At 65.1% G+C, this 17,324-nt stretch carries 19 protein-coding genes; 11 read left to right on the top strand and 8 right to left on the bottom strand.

Annotated elements, in window-relative coordinates; translation table 11 throughout:
* The first annotated feature begins 13 nt into the window (after positions 1-13).
* Positions 14-736, top strand: coding sequence for a heme-copper oxidase subunit III family protein (locus WN72_RS19795; protein WP_027557257.1), 723 nt, complete (start codon positions 14-16; stop codon positions 734-736).
* Between the two features lie 9 nt (positions 737-745).
* The gene (locus tag WN72_RS19790; RefSeq protein WP_027557256.1) at positions 746-1,138 is read left to right on the top strand and encodes a cytochrome C oxidase subunit IV family protein; all 393 of its coding nucleotides are present in this window, start codon (positions 746-748) and stop codon (positions 1,136-1,138) included.
* A 13-nt stretch (positions 1,139-1,151) separates the two neighbouring features.
* Here WN72_RS19790 and WN72_RS19785 read toward each other — a convergent pair whose 3' ends face one another.
* The 3 genes from WN72_RS19785 to WN72_RS19775 form a co-directional block, all read right to left on the bottom strand.
* Positions 1,152-2,909 carry an NAD+ synthase gene (locus tag WN72_RS19785; protein WP_092216427.1) on the bottom strand — a complete coding sequence of 586 codons (1,758 nt, stop codon included), beginning with the start codon at positions 2,907-2,909 and terminating at the stop codon, positions 1,152-1,154.
* Positions 2,910-3,014: 105 nt separating this feature from the next.
* Positions 3,015-3,368 (bottom strand): diacylglycerol kinase, encoded by a 354-nt coding sequence (locus WN72_RS19780; protein ID WP_027557254.1) that lies wholly within the window; start codon positions 3,366-3,368, stop codon positions 3,015-3,017.
* A gap of 4 nt (positions 3,369-3,372) precedes the next feature.
* Positions 3,373-4,761, bottom strand: coding sequence for a class II 3-deoxy-7-phosphoheptulonate synthase (locus tag WN72_RS19775; protein WP_092216426.1), 1,389 nt, complete (start codon positions 4,759-4,761; stop codon positions 3,373-3,375).
* Between the two features lie 181 nt (positions 4,762-4,942).
* Between WN72_RS19775 and WN72_RS19770 the strand changes: the two genes are divergently transcribed.
* Positions 4,943-5,839 (top strand): alpha/beta hydrolase family protein, encoded by an 897-nt coding sequence (locus tag WN72_RS19770; protein ID WP_092216425.1) that lies wholly within the window; start codon positions 4,943-4,945, stop codon positions 5,837-5,839.
* A gap of 4 nt (positions 5,840-5,843) precedes the next feature.
* Here WN72_RS19770 and WN72_RS19765 read toward each other — a convergent pair whose 3' ends face one another.
* Positions 5,844-7,154: an ATP-binding protein gene (locus tag WN72_RS19765; RefSeq protein WP_035729882.1), complete on the bottom strand. Its 1,311-nt coding sequence runs from the start codon at positions 7,152-7,154 to the stop codon at positions 5,844-5,846.
* Complete coding sequence (locus WN72_RS19760) at positions 7,151-7,780, bottom strand: response regulator transcription factor (protein WP_283818688.1); 630 nt, start codon at positions 7,778-7,780, stop codon at positions 7,151-7,153. The genes WN72_RS19765 and WN72_RS19760 overlap by 4 nt, the downstream gene beginning before the upstream one ends.
* A 222-nt stretch (positions 7,781-8,002) precedes the next feature.
* Between WN72_RS19760 and WN72_RS19755 the strand changes: the two genes are divergently transcribed.
* The 3 genes from WN72_RS19755 to WN72_RS19745 all read left to right on the top strand — a co-directional run bounded on the left by WN72_RS19755 (position 8,003) and on the right by WN72_RS19745 (position 10,107).
* Positions 8,003-8,785: a COG4705 family protein gene (locus WN72_RS19755; protein ID WP_208617497.1), complete on the top strand. Its 783-nt coding sequence runs from the start codon at positions 8,003-8,005 to the stop codon at positions 8,783-8,785.
* Positions 8,786-8,905: 120 nt separating this feature from the next.
* On the top strand, positions 8,906-9,244 hold the full coding sequence (locus WN72_RS19750) for a hypothetical protein (protein WP_051378478.1): 339 nt from the start codon (positions 8,906-8,908) through the stop codon (positions 9,242-9,244).
* Positions 9,245-9,318: 74 nt separating this feature from the next.
* A complete protein-coding gene (locus WN72_RS19745; protein WP_092216423.1) occupies positions 9,319-10,107 on the top strand; it encodes a COG4705 family protein in 789 nt (262 codons plus the stop codon).
* On the opposite strand, the gene WN72_RS19740 is transcribed toward WN72_RS19745, so the two are convergent.
* Together WN72_RS19740 and WN72_RS19735 are read right to left on the bottom strand one after the other, a co-directional pair.
* On the bottom strand, positions 10,104-10,367 hold the full coding sequence (locus WN72_RS19740) for a hypothetical protein (protein WP_027557247.1): 264 nt from the start codon (positions 10,365-10,367) through the stop codon (positions 10,104-10,106). The genes WN72_RS19745 and WN72_RS19740 overlap by 4 nt on opposite strands.
* Before the next feature lie 183 nt (positions 10,368-10,550).
* Complete coding sequence (locus WN72_RS19735) at positions 10,551-12,035, bottom strand: aldehyde dehydrogenase family protein (protein ID WP_167380844.1); 1,485 nt, start codon at positions 12,033-12,035, stop codon at positions 10,551-10,553.
* Between the two features lie 113 nt (positions 12,036-12,148).
* Here WN72_RS19735 and WN72_RS19730 point away from each other — a divergent pair, with 113 nt between their 5' ends.
* The 4 genes from WN72_RS19730 to WN72_RS19715 all read left to right on the top strand — a co-directional run bounded on the left by WN72_RS19730 (position 12,149) and on the right by WN72_RS19715 (position 15,326).
* Complete coding sequence (locus WN72_RS19730; RefSeq protein ID WP_027557245.1) at positions 12,149-13,231, top strand: substrate-binding domain-containing protein; 1,083 nt, start codon at positions 12,149-12,151, stop codon at positions 13,229-13,231.
* 75 nt (positions 13,232-13,306) lie between these two features.
* A complete protein-coding gene (locus WN72_RS19725; protein ID WP_092216421.1) occupies positions 13,307-13,681 on the top strand; it encodes a winged helix-turn-helix domain-containing protein in 375 nt (124 codons plus the stop codon).
* Between the two features lie 138 nt (positions 13,682-13,819).
* Positions 13,820-14,374, top strand: coding sequence for a TetR/AcrR family transcriptional regulator (locus WN72_RS19720; RefSeq protein ID WP_092216420.1), 555 nt, complete (start codon positions 13,820-13,822; stop codon positions 14,372-14,374).
* Positions 14,375-14,444: 70 nt separating this feature from the next.
* A complete protein-coding gene (locus WN72_RS19715; protein WP_092216419.1) occupies positions 14,445-15,326 on the top strand; it encodes a DMT family transporter in 882 nt (293 codons plus the stop codon).
* Here the strand turns inward: WN72_RS19715 and WN72_RS19710 are convergent.
* Complete coding sequence (locus WN72_RS19710) at positions 15,323-15,700, bottom strand: hypothetical protein (protein WP_092216418.1); 378 nt, start codon at positions 15,698-15,700, stop codon at positions 15,323-15,325. The genes WN72_RS19715 and WN72_RS19710 overlap by 4 nt on opposite strands.
* A 185-nt stretch (positions 15,701-15,885) precedes the next feature.
* Between WN72_RS19710 and WN72_RS19705 the strand changes: the two genes are divergently transcribed.
* Positions 15,886-17,295: an aldehyde dehydrogenase family protein gene (locus WN72_RS19705; protein ID WP_092216417.1), complete on the top strand. Its 1,410-nt coding sequence runs from the start codon at positions 15,886-15,888 to the stop codon at positions 17,293-17,295.
* Positions 17,296-17,324 lie beyond the last annotated feature (29 nt).

Here is a 17,324-nt window from a genome sequence, read left to right as displayed (position 1 = left end):
GAGGCGAGACCAGATGGCTGAGACCGTACTGACACATTCGGGCCAATCGCCTGCGCGGCTTGAAGGCTGGCGCGGTATCGCCGCCGACTGGGCGTCCGATCAACGCGCCTTCAAGAACGTGTCCTGGGGCAAGGCCATGATGTGGATCTTCCTCCTCAGCGACACCTTCATCTTCAGTTGCTTCCTGCTCTCCTACATGACGGCGCGCATGTCGACGACCGTGCCGTGGCCGAATCCAAGCGAAGTCTTCGCCCTCAACTTCGCCGGCAAGCAGATTCCGCTGATCCTGATCGCGATCATGACCTTCATCCTCATCAGCAGCAGCGGCACGATGGCGATGGCTGTCAATTTCGGCTACCGCCGCGATCGCGTCAGAACCGCGGCCTTGATGCTGGTCACGGCGGCCTTCGGCGCGACCTTCGTCGGAATGCAGGCGTTCGAATGGACCAAGCTGATCATGGAGGGCGTCCGGCCCTGGGGCAATCCATGGGGTGCACCACAGTTTGGTGCAAGCTTCTTCATGATCACCGGCTTCCACGGCACCCACGTGACGATCGGCGTGATCTTCCTGATCGCGATCGCGCGGAAGGTCTTGCGCGGCGACTTCGACGTCGAGCGGCGCGGCTTCTTCACGAGCCGCAAGGGCTATTACGAAATCGTCGAGATCATGGGCCTGTACTGGCACTTCGTCGATCTCGTGTGGGTGTTCATCTTTGCATTGTTCTATCTTTGGTGAGGTCGGCGCATGACAAACGCGACGGTACACATGGAAGGCCAGCTCCACGCTCCGGCGCACGGCGCAGTCGCAACAGCAGCCGTGCACGCCAAGGGGCAACAGCACCCGATCAAGCTCTACCTCGTGGTCTGGGGCTGGCTGTTCGTCCTCAGCACGTGCTCCTACCTCGTCGACTACTTTGGCCTGCAGGGCTATCTGAGGTGGTCGCTGATCCTGCTGTTCATGATGTTGAAGGCCGGCCTGATCGTCGCCGTCTTCATGCACATGGCCTGGGAGCGACTAGCCCTCGCCTATGCCATCCTGCTGCCGCCGATCGCGGTGCTGGTGTTTGTGTCGATCATGGTGCTCGAATCCGAATACACCCACTTGCTGCGGGTGCTGTTCTTCGCAACCCCGTCGTAGCGCCCGCTGAAGTTCAGCCCTCGAACGCGTCGATCGACGCCTTGTTGCCGCGCGAGACCAGCGTTTCGTCGGGCGCGGGCAGCTTCTCGCCCTTGTCGCGGAAGCGGTTGGTGATGGGATAGCGGCGGTCGCGGCCGAGATTCCTCGCCGTCACTTTCACGCCGGGCGCGGCCTGGCGGCGCTTGTATTCGGCGACGTTGAGCAGATGGTCGATGCGGGCAACCGTGTCGCGGTCGAAGCCGGCGGCGATGATCGCCTCGAGCGGCTCCTCGCGCTCGATGAGGCGCTCCAGGATCGCATCGAGCACGTCATAAGGCGGCAGGGAGTCCTGGTCGGTCTGGTTCTCGCGCAGCTCCGCCGTCGGCGGACGCGTGATGATATCAGGCGGGATCACCTCACCTGCGGGCCCGAGCGCGTCCTCAGGCTTCCAGCCGTTGCGCAAGCTCGCCAGGCGAAACGCCTGCGTCTTGTAGATGTCCTTGATCGGATTGAAGCCGCCATTCATGTCGCCATAGAGCGTGGCGTAGCCGACCGACATTTCCGACTTGTTGCCCGTCGTCACCACCATCAGCCCGGTCTTGTTGGAGATCGCCATCAGCAGCGTGCCGCGGGTGCGGGCCTGCAGATTTTCCTCGGTGATATCGGGCGGCAGGTTCTTGAAGATGCCCGACAGGATCGTCTCGAACCCGGTCACGGCTTCCGCGATCGGCAAAACCTCGTAGCGGATGCCGAGATGGCCAGCGAGCTCGCCGGCGTCCGCGATCGAATGTGCGGCCGTGTAGCGATAGGGCAGCATCACGCCATGCACCTGATCGGCGCCGAGCGCATCGACGGCGATCGCCGCGCACAGCGCGGAATCGATGCCGCCGGAGATGCCGAGGAGCACACCGGGAAAGCCGTTCTTGGCGACATAGTCGCGAAGGCCGAGCACGCAGGCGGCGTAGTCGGCGCGGTCGCCCTCGACCTGCGCCGCGATGGGACCGGTACAGCGCCAATCGTCCCCGTTACGCGTGAAGCGCAGCGTGGCGATGCTCTCCTCGAACGCCGGCAGTTGCGCCGCGAGCGAGAGATCGCCGTTGAGCACGAAGGACGCGCCGTCGAACACCAGCTCATCCTGGCCGCCAACCTGGTTGAGATAGACCAGCGGCAGGCCGCTCTCGGTCACGCGCGCCACCGCGACCGACAAGCGCACATCGTTCTTGTCGCGAGCGTAAGGCGAGCCGTTCGGCACCAGGATGATCTCGGCGCCGGTCTCCGCCAGCGTCTCGACCACGTTCTCGTAGTCCTCGGACTCCTCCAGCCAGATGTCCTCGCAGATCGGCACGCCGATGCGCACGCCGCGCACGGTCACGGGGCCCGCGGCAGGCCCGCGCGAAAACAGCCGCTTCTCGTCGAAAACGCCGTAATTCGGCAGGTTGCATTTGAAGCGAAGCGCGGCGATGCGGCCGCCGTCGAGCAGCGCGCAGGCATTATGAAGCCTGCCGTCCTCGACCCAGGGCGTGCCGACCAGCATCGCCGGTCCGCCGTCGGCGGTCTCGCGCGCCAGCGCTTCGATCGCGGCGCGGCAGGCGGCCTGGAAGGCCGGCTTCTGCACCAGATCTTCCGGCGGATAGCCGGCGATGAACAATTCGGGAAACAGCACGAGATCGGCGCCGTCCGCGGCCGCCTGCGCGCGCGCGGCCCGTGCCTTGGCGGCGTTGCCCTCGATATCGCCCAGGGCCGGATTGAGCTGGGCGAGCGTGACCGCGAATGCGTTGAGACGTTCGGTCATGGCCACAGCGCTCCGATCTCGTGGCTAGAGCGTGATCCGGAAAAGTGTGAGGCGGCTTTCCGAAAGGATCATGCTCAAACAAAAAACTAAAGCGCAATGCGCGCTTTAGAGGAACCCCAGACGCTCGACGATGGCGATGATCCAGAACGCGCCGGCCATCAGCAGCGCGACGCCGACCGCGGCCGAGCCCATGTCCTTGACCCGCCCGATCTGCTTGTCGTGATCCATGGTGAGGCGGTCGGCGAGCTTCTCGATCGCGGTGTTGAGCAGCTCGACCACCAGCACGAACGCGACCGAGCAGACCAGTTCGACCGCGCGCATCGCGGTCGCGGCGACGAGCCAGGCCAGCGGCAGCGACAACAGGAGCGCAAAAATCTCCTCGCGGACGGCCTGCTCCGAGCGGAACGCAAAGGCCAGACCGTTGCGTGAATTGATCGTGGCCTTCCAGATCCGCAGCAAAGTCTTAGAGCCCCGCTGCGGCCGGCATCGGCTTGACCTTGCCGGCGCGTTCCTGCTTGAGCAGCTCGGCGACCAGGAAAGCCATGTCGATGGATTGCTCGGCGTTGAGGCGGGGATCGCAGACCGTGTGATAGCGGTCGTTGAGATCCTCGTCCGTGATCGCGCGGGCGCCGCCGAGGCATTCGGTGACGTCCTTGCCGGTCATCTCCAGATGCACGCCGCCGGCATGGGTGCCTTCGGCGGCATGGATCGCGAAGAACGACTTCACCTCGGACAGGATGCGGTCGAACGGCCGCGTCTTGTAGCCGGTGGTGGAGGTGATGGTGTTGCCGTGCATGGGATCGCACGACCAGACCACCACCCTGCCCTCGCGCTGGACGGCGCGGATCATGTTCGGCAGGTGCTCGCCGATCTTGTCGGAGCCGAAGCGGCCGATCAGCGTCAGCCGGCCCGGCTCGTTGTCGGGGTTGAGCACGTCGATCAGCTTGAGCAGCTCGTCGGGCTTGAGCGAGGGGCCGCACTTCAGGCCGATCGGATTCTTGATGCCGCGGAAATATTCGATATGGCCGTGATCGAGCTGACGGGTGCGGTCGCCGATCCAGATCATGTGGCCGGAGGTCGCATACCAGTCGCCGGTGGTGGAATCGACCCGGGTCATGGCCTGCTCGTAGCCGAGCAGCAGCGCCTCGTGGCTGGTGTAGAAATCGGTGGCGCGCAGCTCCGGATGGCTCTCGAGGTCAAGGCCGCAGGCGCGCATGAAGTTGAGCGCATCGGAAATGCGGTCGGCCAACTCCTTGTAGCGGCGGGACTGCGGCGAATCCTTCAGGAAGCCAAGCATCCATTCATGCACGCTGCCGAGATTGGCGTAGCCGCCGGTTGCGAACGCGCGCAGCAGGTTCAGCGTCGCGGCCGACTGGCGATAGGCCATCAGCTGGCGCTGCGGGTCCGGCACGCGCGCTTCCTTGGTGAAGGCGATGTCGTTGACGATGTCGCCGCGATAGCTCGGCAGCTCGACGCCGTTCAGCTTCTCGGTCGGCGACGAGCGCGGCTTGGCGAACTGGCCGGCGATGCGGCCGACCTTCACCACGGGGACGGCGCCGGCATAGGTCAGCACCACCGCCATCTGCAAGAGCACGCGGAAGAAGTCGCGGATGTTGTTGGCGCCGTGCTCGGCAAAGCTCTCGGCGCAGTCACCGCCCTGGAGCAGGAAGGCCTCGCCGGCCGCAACGCGGCCAAGCGCCTTCTTCAGGTTGCGCGCCTCGCCGGCGAACACCAGCGGCGGAAAGCTCGCAAGCTGCGCCTCGACGTCGGCCAGGGCCTTGGCGTCGGGATATTCGGGCACCTGTAGCACCGGCTTGCTGCGCCAGGACTCGGGCGTCCACCGCTCGGACATCGCAATCTCTCCGTGAAGCAAAAAAGTGCAACCTGATCTATGGGTTGCGAGGGCCGCCTTATACACAGGCTGGCACGACATCGCCAGTTGTAAATCCATTTCGCATTGCAAACCCTTGCGGGCAAAGCCGAATTCGCATTTGCTAGGGAACGCGACGAAACCGGCAAGACACCTCCCGCCCATGGACGCGGCACTGGACGACGTTTTCATCGACGAGATCAGCTTCCCGGCGACCGACGGGTATGCGCTGGCCGGCACCCTGTTCCTGCCGCGCGGCGCCAAGCGCCACGCCGTCCTGATCAATTCGGCCACCGCCGTGCCGCGCAAGATCTATCGCGGCTTTGCCTCCTATCTCGCCCATCGCGGCTGCGCGGTACTGACTTACGACTACCGCGGCATCGGCGGCTCCCGCCTGCCGGCGATGGTCGGCTACAACCAGCCGAAATCGCTGGTCGGCTTCAAGGCCTCGATGTCGGATTGGGCGGCGCTCGACGTCACCGCCGCGGTGCGCTGGATGCGCGAGCGCTATCACACCATGCCGCTCGCCTATGTCGGCCACTCCTTCGGCGGCCAGGCGCTTGGGCTGATCGCGAACAACAGCGAGATTTCGCGCGCGGCCTTCGTGGCCTCGCAGGCCGCGACCTGGCGGCTGATGACCTCGCCGGAGAAATACCGCGTCTTCGCCTTCATGAATTTCGTCGGCGTGCCGCTGGCCCACGCGTTCGGCTATGCGCCGGGCTGGGCCGGCGTCGGCGAGGACCTGCCCAAGGGCGTCTTCCTGCAATGGGCCGAATGGGTCTCGAGCCCGCGCTATCTGTTCGATTCAAAGCTGCTGGCGCTGGAGAATTTTGCGAAATTCAAGGGCGAGCTGCGCGCGCTCTGCTTCTCCGACGATCCCTGGGCGACGCGGCCCGCGGTCGAGCTGCTCACAGGCGGATTCACCGCGATCAAGCCGGAAGTGTTGACCGTAAAACCGTCAGACGTCGGCGCCAAGGGCATCGGCCATTTCGGCTTCTTCCGCCCCGACCACCGCGACACGCTGTGGCGCGGGGTGGCGGAATGGATCCAGGGCGAGTGAGGCTTCAGGCGTCCGCTCCAGGCAGCTTGACCAGGACCCGCAAACCGCTTCGGCCGCCCTCGGCAAGGTTCACGGCTTCAATTGTCCCCTCCAGGCGGTCGACGATTCGCTTGACGATCGAGAGGCCAAGGCCCGCGCCATCCCCTGCCGGGCGCTGTCCGCGGAAGAACGGATCGAAGATGCGGCCGAGTTCCGCGGAAGCAACGCCAGGCCCGCTATCCTCGATCTGGAGGAGTGCAGCATCGCCGTCGCGATAGACACATGTATCGATCCGTCCACCCTGCGGGGTGAAACGGAGCGCGTTGTCGAGCAGGTTACGGACCACCGCCGCAAGTATCACCGCTTCACCGCGGACCAATGCAGGTTCGAGGCGCGCAAAACCAAGATCGACGCCGCGGCCGGTCGCCTCGGGCAGAAGGTCGGCGACGACCTCCTTCGCGACATCGTCCAGCTTCACGACGGGCATTGCCCTGGTGTCATCCTGACCCGCATCCTGTCTCGCGAGGGCAAGCAACTGGTCGAGCAGATGCCTGGTCCTGCCAATACCCTGCCGGAGGGCCACGACACGACCGCGCGCATTCGCCGGCAGATCGACCGCGTCGAGATTCTCCGCCTGTAAGCTCAGCGCCGTGATCGGCGTGCGCAGTTCGTGCGCGGCGTCGGCAACGAAGCGCCGCTGCTGATCCATCAGCAGACCCACCCGCTGCAACAGCCCGTTGATCGAGGCGATGAAGGGATGCAGCTCGCTCGGCATCTGCCCGGCCGGCAGCAGCGTCATGTCATCGGCGCGCCGTCCGTCGAGATCATCGGCAAGGCGCACCATCGGCCGCAGCGAGCGCGCGACGACGATGGCCGTGACCAGCAGCAGGCAGGGGATGAGTGCCGCAATCGGCAATACGGTGCGGAACGCCATGTCGCTCGCGATCTCGTCCCGCACGGACGTGCGTTGCGCCACCGCGAACCTTGTTCCGTCAGGCCGCGTCCGCAGCAGCACGCGGATCGGCTGCCCCTTTCGCGTCGCCAGCGCGAGGCCGTCCTTCACGCTCCACAGCCTCGCCTCATCGCCGGAAGCCTGCGGCGTTGCGGCCTGGTCGATCAGCCAGACCTCGGCATCCTCGTCCACCCCGTGCAGCTCGCGACCGCCGGTAAGGCTGCCCGCCTGCACGAGGCTCGCGATCTGGATCAGGACGGAATCCTGCATTTCGATGGCCTCGTTGAAGGCCCAATGATGAGCGAACAGGCCGCCGATGAGTCCCGTCAGCAGGATGATCGCGGTAAGGCCGGCAAAGAGACGGCCCCGCAGGGATTTGATCATGGCCGGTCCACCATCCAGCCGACACCACGCACGTTGCGGATAGCGTCGGCCCCAAGCTTCCTGCGCACCGCATGGATCAGGAACTCGATCGCGTTGCTCGCGACCTCCTCGTTCCAGCCGTAGATTTGCCGCTCCAGCTCGCTGCGTGACAGGATCGCGCCTGGCCGCGACAGCAGCGCCTGCAGCAGCGCGAATTCGCGCGCGGTGAGCACCGCGGATTTCGTCAGAAACGACGCCTCGCGACTCGCGGGATCGAGGCTGAGCTTGCCATTGCCGAGCTGCGCCGGCGAACCGCTGGCCTCGCGGCGCGTGACCGCACGCATCCGCGCCAGCAATTCGCGGATCTCGAACGGCTTGATGATGTAATCGTCCGCGCCGAGATCTAGACCCTCGATCCTGTCGTCGATGGCATCGCGCGCCGTCACGATGATGATCGGGAGCTTGCGACCGTCAGAGCGCAGCCGGCGCAGGATGTCGCGGCCATCGACGTTCGGCAGGCCGAGATCGAGCAGCAGCACCTCATAGGATTCGTTTTTCGCGGCAAGCAGCGCAGTCTCGCCGTCCCTGACCCAGTCGACCGCGTAGGCAGCATCCTTCAGCGCCTGTTCGACGGCGGCGCCAACCATTCTGTCGTCCTCGATCAGCAGAACCCGCAAAGTCGATCCTCGAATTGCGCCGAACCATCCGGCCTCAAATCATGGCCGGCCCGACTTAGCGCAGAGTTAGCGAGCGCCAGCCGGCCCAAATTGCGGCGAAGGCCGCCCGATCAGGAAATTTCCCGTCCCTAAGTCGGGCCTAAGTCCCCGGCGCCACGGTCAGACATCGCTTCGGCTTTGGGAGATTTGGGCGTGTCGCAATATTCAGGGTTTGGCGCAAGACGGATACTGAACAAGGTTCCGGAGGTCACCGCGATCTTCTGGGTCATCAAGATCCTGTCGACCACGGTCGGCGAGACCGGCGCCGACTATCTCGCGGTCCATGTCGGCCTCGGCGCCGGCCTGACCGCAATCTGCATGACCGGCCTGCTGGTGGCCGCCCTGCTGCTGCAACTGAGCCGCCGTCTTTATGTACCCTGGATCTACTGGCTCACCGTCGTCCTCGTCAGCATCGTCGGCACGCAGCTCACGGACCTGCTGACCGACAAGCTCGATATCAGCCTTTACATCAGCACCGCGGCGTTCGCCGTGGCGCTCGCGGCGACTTTCGCGGTCTGGTACCGCGCCGAGCGCACCCTGTCGATCCACAGCATCGTCACCACGCGGCGCGAGCTGTTCTACTGGACGGCGATCCTGTTCACCTTCGCACTCGGCACCGCCTCCGGCGATCTCGCGACGGAAGCGCTCGGGCTTGGCTTCCAGCTCGGCGTCGTCGCCTTCGGCGCGCTGATCGTGGCAGCGGCACTGGCCTACGCCGTCGGTGCCAATTCCGTCCTCACCTTCTGGCTCGCCTACATCCTGACGCGCCCGCTCGGCGCCTCGCTCGGCGATCTGCTGTCGCAGGCGCGCGAATATGGCGGCATTGGCCTGGGCACGATCCAGACCAGCATCGTCTTCCTGACCGTGATCGTCGGCCTCGTCGCCTGGGTAACGTTCGAAGGCGACGGCGCGCGCCGCGTCGATCCCGCGCAATAATCCCAATCACGACTTCAACACTACCTGCACAGAAGCAGGAGCCAACTGGAGAACGACATGATGAAGCTTATTCCCGCCGTCGCCGTCTGCCTGCTCACAACTTTCACCGGCGAGCCAAACATGCACGCGAGCCAGCACTTCACCTTCGTGCCGCTCGTGGAGGCCGCGACCGCCAAGCTCGGCGATCTCACGCCATTCCGGACCATCGTGGTCGACGTCGCAGCACTGATCGACAAGGGCGACCTGCCCGGCGCCAAGACGCGCATCAAGGACCTCGAGACCAAATGGGACGAAGCCGAAGCTGGACTGAAGCCGCGCGCGGCTGCCGACTGGCACACGGTCGACAAGGCGATCGATCGCGCGCTGGAGGCGCTGCGCGCGGGATCGCCGGATGCCGCGAAATGCAAGCAGGCAATCACAGAGCTGCTCGCGGTGATGGATGGCGTCGCCAAGGCCTGATGCCGCTTCCGACCCATCAATCGGACGCGTCAGCCGCGGGCGGAATCCCCGGCTGACGCAACAAGGAGGATAGCATGCAGGATTCTTGGAAGAGCGGTGCCGCCAGCGAGAGCAAGGTCCCCGCAGTCACGCTCGGCTTCTGGATCATCAAGATCGCGGCCACGACGCTGGGCGAGACTGGCGGCGACACCGTCACGATGACGTTGAACTGGGGCTATCTCGCAGGAACCTGCCTGTTCCTGGCGGTCATGATCGGTCTGGTTGCGGCACAAATCCGCGCAGACAAATTCCACCCGGCCCTGTATTGGGCCACCATCGTCGCCTCGACCACCTTCGGCACGACCATGGCCGACTTCGCCGACCGCTCGCTCGGCATCGGATACACGGGCGGATCGACGCTGCTCCTCACCTGCCTCATGCTGGTGCTTGGCCTATGGTATCGCGCCGAGGGAACGATCTCGGTCAACAGCGTCAGCACGCCGAGGGTCGAGGCCTTCTATTGGGGCGCGATCACTTTTTCGCAGACGCTCGGCACCGCGCTCGGCGACTGGATCGCCGACACCGGCGACATGGGCTATCGCGGCGGCGCGCTGATCTTTGCGGCCGGGCTTGCAGTCATCGCAGCGCTCTATGTCTGGACCCGCGTCTCGCGCGTGACGCTGTTCTGGGCCGCCTTCATCCTGACGCGACCGCTGGGCGCCACGGTCGGCGATTTCCTGGACAAGCCGCTCGATCATGGCGGCCTGGCGCTGAGCCGGCCGATGGCCTCGGCTGTGATCGCTGCCTTCATGCTGGTCTGCCTGCTGCTGATCCCGCAACGCGCGGGACAGCATCCCGGAGATCATGCAGCCGAGCGCGCCTAGCGGATGATCGTCGTCAGCGACGAGTAACGCTTGGCCGGTTTTGCCTCGCTCGGCGCAAACTGCGCGAACGCTTCGCTGACACGCACCGCCGGCGGCGTGTCGCTCGCGAAGCGAAACTCCTTCGGCTTCGGCGCGTAGAAGCTGGCGCTGTAATAGTTGTCGTCGAAGCGCGTCTCGCCGACGCCGAACAATGCGTCGCAGACGAACAGGAGCGCGTAGACTCCCGCGACCGCCGCGACGATCTCCTTGAAAATTGACATGACAATGCCCCAGCCTTTTGCGGTGAGGATGCACGCCGGTTCCAAAGCCGAGGTTTAAGGCAGAGGCCTTCTTGCCCGCAGGGTTTGCCGCCGCTGACGGGATTGCAGACAATTTTATCGATCTCAAAAAAGAGCCCGCCTGACCGGATCAGGCGGGCTCAGGATTGGCCGATCGGGAGGTCTTCAGACGGCCAGATTCATCCAGACAGCCTTGGGCTCGGTGAAATTGTCGATCGCGGCGGTGCCGTGCTCGCGGCCGAGGCCGGAGTCGCGCTCGCCGCCCCAGGGCAGGCGCACGTCGGTATAGCCATAGGTATTCATCCAGACCGTGCCCGCCCGCGCCCGCTTGGCGAAGCGTTGGAGCCTGCCGATGTCGCGGCTCCAGACGCCGGCGGCGAGGCTGTAGGCCGTGCCGTTAGCGATCCGTAAAGCATCGGCCTCGTCGGTGAACTTGATGACGCTGACGACGGGGCCGAAGATCTCCTCCTGCGAGATCCGCATCTCGTGCGCGACATCGGCGAACACGGTGGGGCTGATGAAATAGCCGCGCTCGCCAACCTTCTCGCCGCCGGTGACGAGCCTCGCGCCTTCCTTGCGGCCGATGTCGACATAGTCGAGGATCGACTTCATCTGCTTCTCGGAGATCACGGGACCAAGCGCCGTCTTGCGGTCGAGCGGATCGCCGATCTTGATCGACTTCGCGCGCGCCGCGAGCCGCTCGACGACCTCGTCATAGGCCCTCTCCTGCACCAGCACGCGGGAGCCGGCCGAGCAGACCTGGCCGGCATTGAAGAAGATGCCGGAGGCCGCGGCCTTGGAGGCTGCTTCCAGATCAGCGTCGTCGAAGATGACATTGGCCGACTTGCCGCCGAGCTCGAGCGAGACGCGCTTGAAGTTGCTCGCCGCGCCTTTCATGATTCCGCGGCCCACGCCAGGCGAGCCGGTGAAGGTGACCTTGTCGACATCAGGGTGATTGACCAGCGCGTCGCCGACGACGCGGCCGGGACCGGTGACGACGTTGAAGACGCCCGCCGGAAGACCGGCTTCGAGCGCGAGCTCGGCGATGCGCAGCGCCGACAGCGAGGTCAACTCGGCCGGCTTCATCACCACGGTGCAGCCGCAGGCGAGTGCCGGGGCGAGCTTCCACATGCCGATCATCAGCGGGAAATTCCACGGCACGATCGCCGCGACCACGCCGACCGGCTCACGCATGGTGTAGGTCAGGGCATCGTCGCGCACCGGCACGACGTCGCCGCTGATTTTGTCGGCCCAGCCGGCGTAATAGATCAGCGTGTCGACCGCCGCCGGAAAGTCCTGGCGCATCGTCGCGGAGATCGGCTTGCCGGCATCAATCGACTCGAGCTCGATAATCTCTTCGGCGTTGCGCTTGAGCAGGTCGGCCCAGCGCAGCAGGATCTGGCCACGCTCGGAGGCCCGCATCGTCCGCCACGGGCCTTCGAAGGCGCGGCGGGCAGCTGCGACCGCATGCTCGACATCGGCCTCGCCGCCCTCGGCGATGGTGGCGATCACCTGGCCGGTGGCGGGATTGAGGGATTTGAAGGTACGGCCGGAGCTCGCGGGGACGCGGCGGCCGTCGATGAGCAGATGCTGCGGCCGGGCCATGAACTCGGTGGCCGGCGAATGCGCAAAATCATATGCAACAGACATCATATTTCCTCCTGATCTGGTATACCAGACTAGGCGCCCGATTGCGGTAGTAAATATGATATCTTCTGCAAATGGACGCCCCACATATGAAGCGCAGTTCATAAGGATGTCAGATGCTTCAGATCGAGATCGAGGCCGTCTGGCGGTTTCGCCGCGAGGGCAGCCCGCGCACCGCCGTCGTCATGCTCGGCGTGCTCAACGAGATCCGGAAGACCGGAAAGATCACGAGTGCGGCGAGCGACGCGCACCTCTCCTACCGGCATGTCTGGAATCTGATCGAGCAATGGTCGGAGTTCTTCGGCACGCCCTTGGTCGAGACCCAGCGCGGCAAAGGCTCGAAACTCACGCCGTTCGGTGAGCGGCTGGTGTGGGCCGGCGAGCGCATGCAGGCGCGGCTTGGCCCGCAGCTCGACAACCTCGCGCAGGAGCTCGCCAGCGAGATCAAGCCGTTCCTCGAGCAGCGCCCCTCCGTGATCCGCGTGCATGCGAGCCACGGCTTTGCGGTGGCAAAGCTGCGCGAATTCCTCGACCGCGAGCCCGGCATCGGCGTCGATCTGCGCTATGTCAGCAACCAGCATTCGCTGGTCTCGCTGGCGCAAGGCGCGTGCGACCTCTCCGGCCTGCATCTGCCGCACGGCGCGCTTCGCGCCCAAGGGATCAAGGCGGCGCGCGAATGGCTCGATCCGCGCGAGGACCGCATCATCAGTTTTGTGACGCGTGAGATGGGCCTGATGGTCGCGCGCGGCAATCCGCTGCGGATCGCCTCGCTTCACGACCTGACCAAACCAAATGTCCGCTTCGTCAACCGCGACCACGATTCCGGCACGCGCCTGTTGTTCGACCAGTTGCTCGCCGCAAACGGCATCGACGAGAGCAGGATCAACGGCGCGCAGCAGATCGAGTTCACCCACGCCGCGGTTGCCGCCTATGTCGCGAGCGGCATGGCGGACGCGAGCTTCGGCGTCGAGGCCGCCGCGCGGCATTTCGGCCTCGATTTCATCCGCATCCTCACCGAGGATTATTTCTTCGTCTGCAAGCGCGCCTTCCTCGATACCGCGCCGATGCAGCGCATCCTCGAAATCATCCGCAGCGCCGATTTCCGCGCCGCCATCGCCACCCTGCCCGGCTACGTGCCGTCCGATACCGGCAACGTCACCGGCGTGAAGGCGTTTCTGGAGATGCACGCCGTGCGGTGATACGGCCTGCCGCGCTCGCCTTGTCGGCGGCGGGCAAGAGTGGCAATCTGCGCTGCAATCATCAGAGACCCCGTCATGCCGCGCGCAAGCGCCAAATCGCTTCCTCAACTGAGCCTTCGCATCGACCTCGACGGCCAGGATCGGATCGGGCCCGGCAAGATCGAGCTATTGGAGCAAATCCGCGAGCAGGGCTCGATCTCGGCGGCCGGCCGGGCCATGGACATGTCCTACAAACGCGCATGGGATCTCGTCGACGAGATCAACCGCATCTGCGGCCATGCCGTGGTCGAGCCTCAGGCCGGCGGCAAGAACGGCGGCGGCGCGATGCTGACACCCTTCGGCGAAAAGCTCGTCGCGCGCTACCGCAAGATCGAGCGCGACGCCGCGCGCGCCGTCCACAAGGAGCTGGAAGCGCTCCGGAGCGACATCAGCCGTTCGCGCAAGTCCTGAACGCGGTTTCCGACAGGAACCGGCCGTCCGTAGCCTCGGGCGGCCACTTGCGATTTAACGACCGATCGGTCTATATATCGGCAAATGAACACCCAAGCGCGATCGCAGCCGTCCCGTGGCCGCCCCCGAAGCTTCGACATGGACGCCGCCGTCGAACGCGCGATGGAGGTGTTCTGGTCGCGCGGCTATCACGCCACGGCGCTGCCGGACTTGCTTCGTGCGACGAAGCTCTCGCGCGGCAGCCTTTACGCCGCTTTCGGTGACAAGCACTCGCTCTTCCTGCGCGCGCTCGATCGCTACATCGCCGACGCCGTGACGCGGATGGATGTTGAGCTCGCCGGAGAACCGGTCGACGGTCTCAGGGCCTATCTCGCCGGCTATGTTGACCGCACCAGCGGCGCGAAGGGGCGCCGCGGATGCCTGCTGGTGGCGACGGCTATGGAGCTGGCCGGCGAGGATGCCGAAGTCGGCCGTCGCGTTGCGGGCTTCTTCAAGGCGATGGAGACAAGGGTCGCGGAGGCACTGTCCCGCGCGAAGACGGCCCACAGGCTCGCCGATGGTGTCGAGCCCTTGAGCGCCGCCAAGATTCTCGTCTGTTTCGTCGAGGGACTGCGCGTGGTCGGCAAGACGGCGCCTGCCCGCGCAACGTCGCAAGCCACCGCCGACGCGCTCCTCGACCGTTTCATCAGGTAACGACCTCATGGACGCCTTCGCCCGTGGCGCGCTCATATTTGGACTAAACGGTCTTGAAAGGAAGATTGCCATGACTGCCATCCAGATTGTCTGCGCGATCTTCGTTCCCCTGCTCTGGGGTTATCAGTTCGTCGTCATCAAGGTGGGCGTGACGCAGTTTCCGCCGCTCTTCTTCCTCGCGCTGCGCTTCCTGGTCATCGCGGTGCTGCTCGTCCCGTTCGTCGCGCGGCCGACGCGCCGACAACTCGGCCCCGTCGCGGCGATCTCGCTCTTCCTCGGCGGACTAAACTTCGGGCTCTTCTATGTCGGCCTCGGGCTTGGCTCGGGAAGCCTGTCGGCTGTCGCCTATCAACTCGCCACGCCCTTCACCGTCTTGCTGGCCTGGCCGCTTCTCGGCGAGAGGCCGTCCCCCACCACGTCCGCCGGAGTGGCGCTTGCCTTCATTGGCGTCGTCGTGCTGGGAGCGGGGCCATCGGCAAACGCGCTTCCGCTGCTGCTTGTAGTCGGAGCGGCCTTCTCCTTTGCGGTGTCCAACGTCCTGACCAAACGCCACGGCCCCTTCGATCCGTTCATGCTGATGGGCTGGTCGTCGTTGCTCACGGTGCCGCAGGTCGTGTTGATGTCGCTGCTGCTTGAGCATGGGCAGCTAGCGAGCCTCGTCACGGCGGATGGACGCGGCTGGCTGGCCCTCGCCTACACGATCGTCATCGGAGGAATTGCCGGCTTTGGCTTATGGTTCTGGCTGATCGCGCGTTGCTCCATGAGCCGCGTCGCCCCCTTCGGCCTGCTGCTTCCGGTATTCGCCTTGATGTCGAGCGTGGCGTTCCTCGGCGAGCACCTGACCTCGAAGTTGATTGCAGGTGCGCTGCTCGCAATCTCCGGCGTGGCAATTACGCAAATCAGACCGGGCGCGCAGTCTGCTCTGCGGCGCGGGACCGAGTCCGTGACCTAGTTCGGTCGCACCGACATTTCCGGCATCGGCTGGGTCAGGGCTTCGCCGAGCAGGCTCTGCTCGTCCCTGGGGATCGAGAAGCGGACCTTGAAGCCGTCCTCGGTCTGGAGCGTGATGATGCGCTGGGTCGTATCGGTCGACTGCTCGATCGCCCAGGAGGCCAGCGGATAGGCGTAGCGCAGGCTCTGGTCGCCGTAGCGGGCCTTCAGCGCCGCCTCCAGCAGTCCCGGCAGGGTCATGATCAGCGCGCCGACCTGGTTGAGCGAGACGCTGACCGCTGCGGGATTGCCCGTCACGTCCTCGAAGCCCAGCGAGATCGCGCCGCCGTCAGCCGCCACCGCGCAGGTCGTGAGCTGCCTCACCTTGATTTCCATCGCCAGTCCCGAAAAGCGCACTTCGCTATATCCATCACGATATATCGATAAGTCCACCCGCGTCCAGCCCGCTTTTTCTGGAATTGATCGAGCCCGCTGCCATGGCCGGTCAGGCGCAAGCGTGATATATAGTTCGATATAACGAGGCCCCGAACGGCCCGTTTCTGCAAGGGAGCGCAAAGCCAATGAGTGACTTCAATCTTCTCATCGACGGCAAGATGGTGCCCGGCGACATGACCATGCCGGTTCTCAATCCCGCGACCGAAGAGGTGCTGGCCGAGTGCCCGCGCGCCTCCAAGTCCCAGTTGGACGCGGCCGTGGCCGCCGCGAAGGCCGCCTACCCCGCCTGGGCCGCGACGCCGATGGAAGATCGCCGCAAGGTCGTGATCAAGATGGCCGATGTGATCGAGGCCAATTCGGGCGAGCTCGCGCGCCTGCTCACCTCAGAACAAGGCAAGCCGCTGGCGGATGCCACCGGCGAAGTGCTCGGCATGGCCGCCTTCTTCCGCTATCTCGGCTCGCTCGAACTACCGATGAAGGTGATCGAGAATTCCGGCGACCGCAAGGTCGAGGCCTATCGCCGTCCGCTCGGCGTCGTCGGCGCCATCATCCCCTGGAACTATCCGCTGCTGATCCTCGCCTTCAAGCTTCCCTCCGCGCTGCTCGCCGGCAACACGCTGGTGGTCAAGCCGGCGCCGACCACGCCGCTGGCGACGCTGCGCTTTGCCGCGCTGATCAAGGATGTGGTGCCGAAGGGCGTGCTCAACTTCATCACCGACGCCAATGATCTCGGCGGCGAGATGACCAAGCACCCAGATATCCGCAAAATCTCCTTCACCGGGTCCACCGCGACGGGGCAGAAGGTGATGGCGAGCGCGGCACAGACACTCAAGCGCATCACGCTCGAGCTCGGCGGCAACGATGCCGGCATCGTGCTCGACGACGTCGACCCGAAGAAGGTCGCGCCCGGCATTTTTGAAGGCGCGTTCCAGAATTCCGGGCAAGTCTGCCTCGCCATCAAGCGGCTCTATGTGCACGAATCCGTCTATGACGAGCTTTGCAACGAACTGGTCGCGATCGCCAAGAACACGGTGGTCGACGACGGCTCCAAGCAGGGCACCAAGCTCGGGCCGCTGCAGAACAAGATGCAGTACGAGAAGGTGAAGGCGTTCCTCGAGGACGCGCACAAGAACGGCAAGGTGGTTGCCGGCGGTGCCGCGATGGACAGGCCCGGCTATTTCATCGAGCCGACCATCGTGCGCGACATCCAGGAAGGCTCGAAGCTGGTCGATGAGGAGCAGTTCGGCCCGGTGCTGCCGCTGATCAAATATTCCGACAAGGACGACGTGATCCGCCGCGCCAATGCCACCACCTACGGCCTCGGCGCCTCGGTCTGGTCGTCCGACATCAAGCGCGCGCATGAGGTGGCGACCCAGCTCGAGTCCGGCACGGTCTGGATCAACAAGCATCTCGACATGGCCCCGCACATCCCGTTCGGCGGCGCCAAGCAGTCGGGCATTGGCACCGAATTCGCCGAGGAAGGCCTCGCCGAATTCACCCAGCTCCAGATCATCAACGGCCCGCCGGCGGCTTAAGCTGAAAATCGGGCCGCGGCGGAACCGCC

The organism is Bradyrhizobium arachidis (assembly GCF_015291705.1).
Classification (GTDB): domain Bacteria; phylum Pseudomonadota; class Alphaproteobacteria; order Rhizobiales; family Xanthobacteraceae; genus Bradyrhizobium; species Bradyrhizobium arachidis.
Note: the sequence above shows the minus strand (reverse complement) of the source record. Positions and strands in the feature narration are given on the sequence as shown.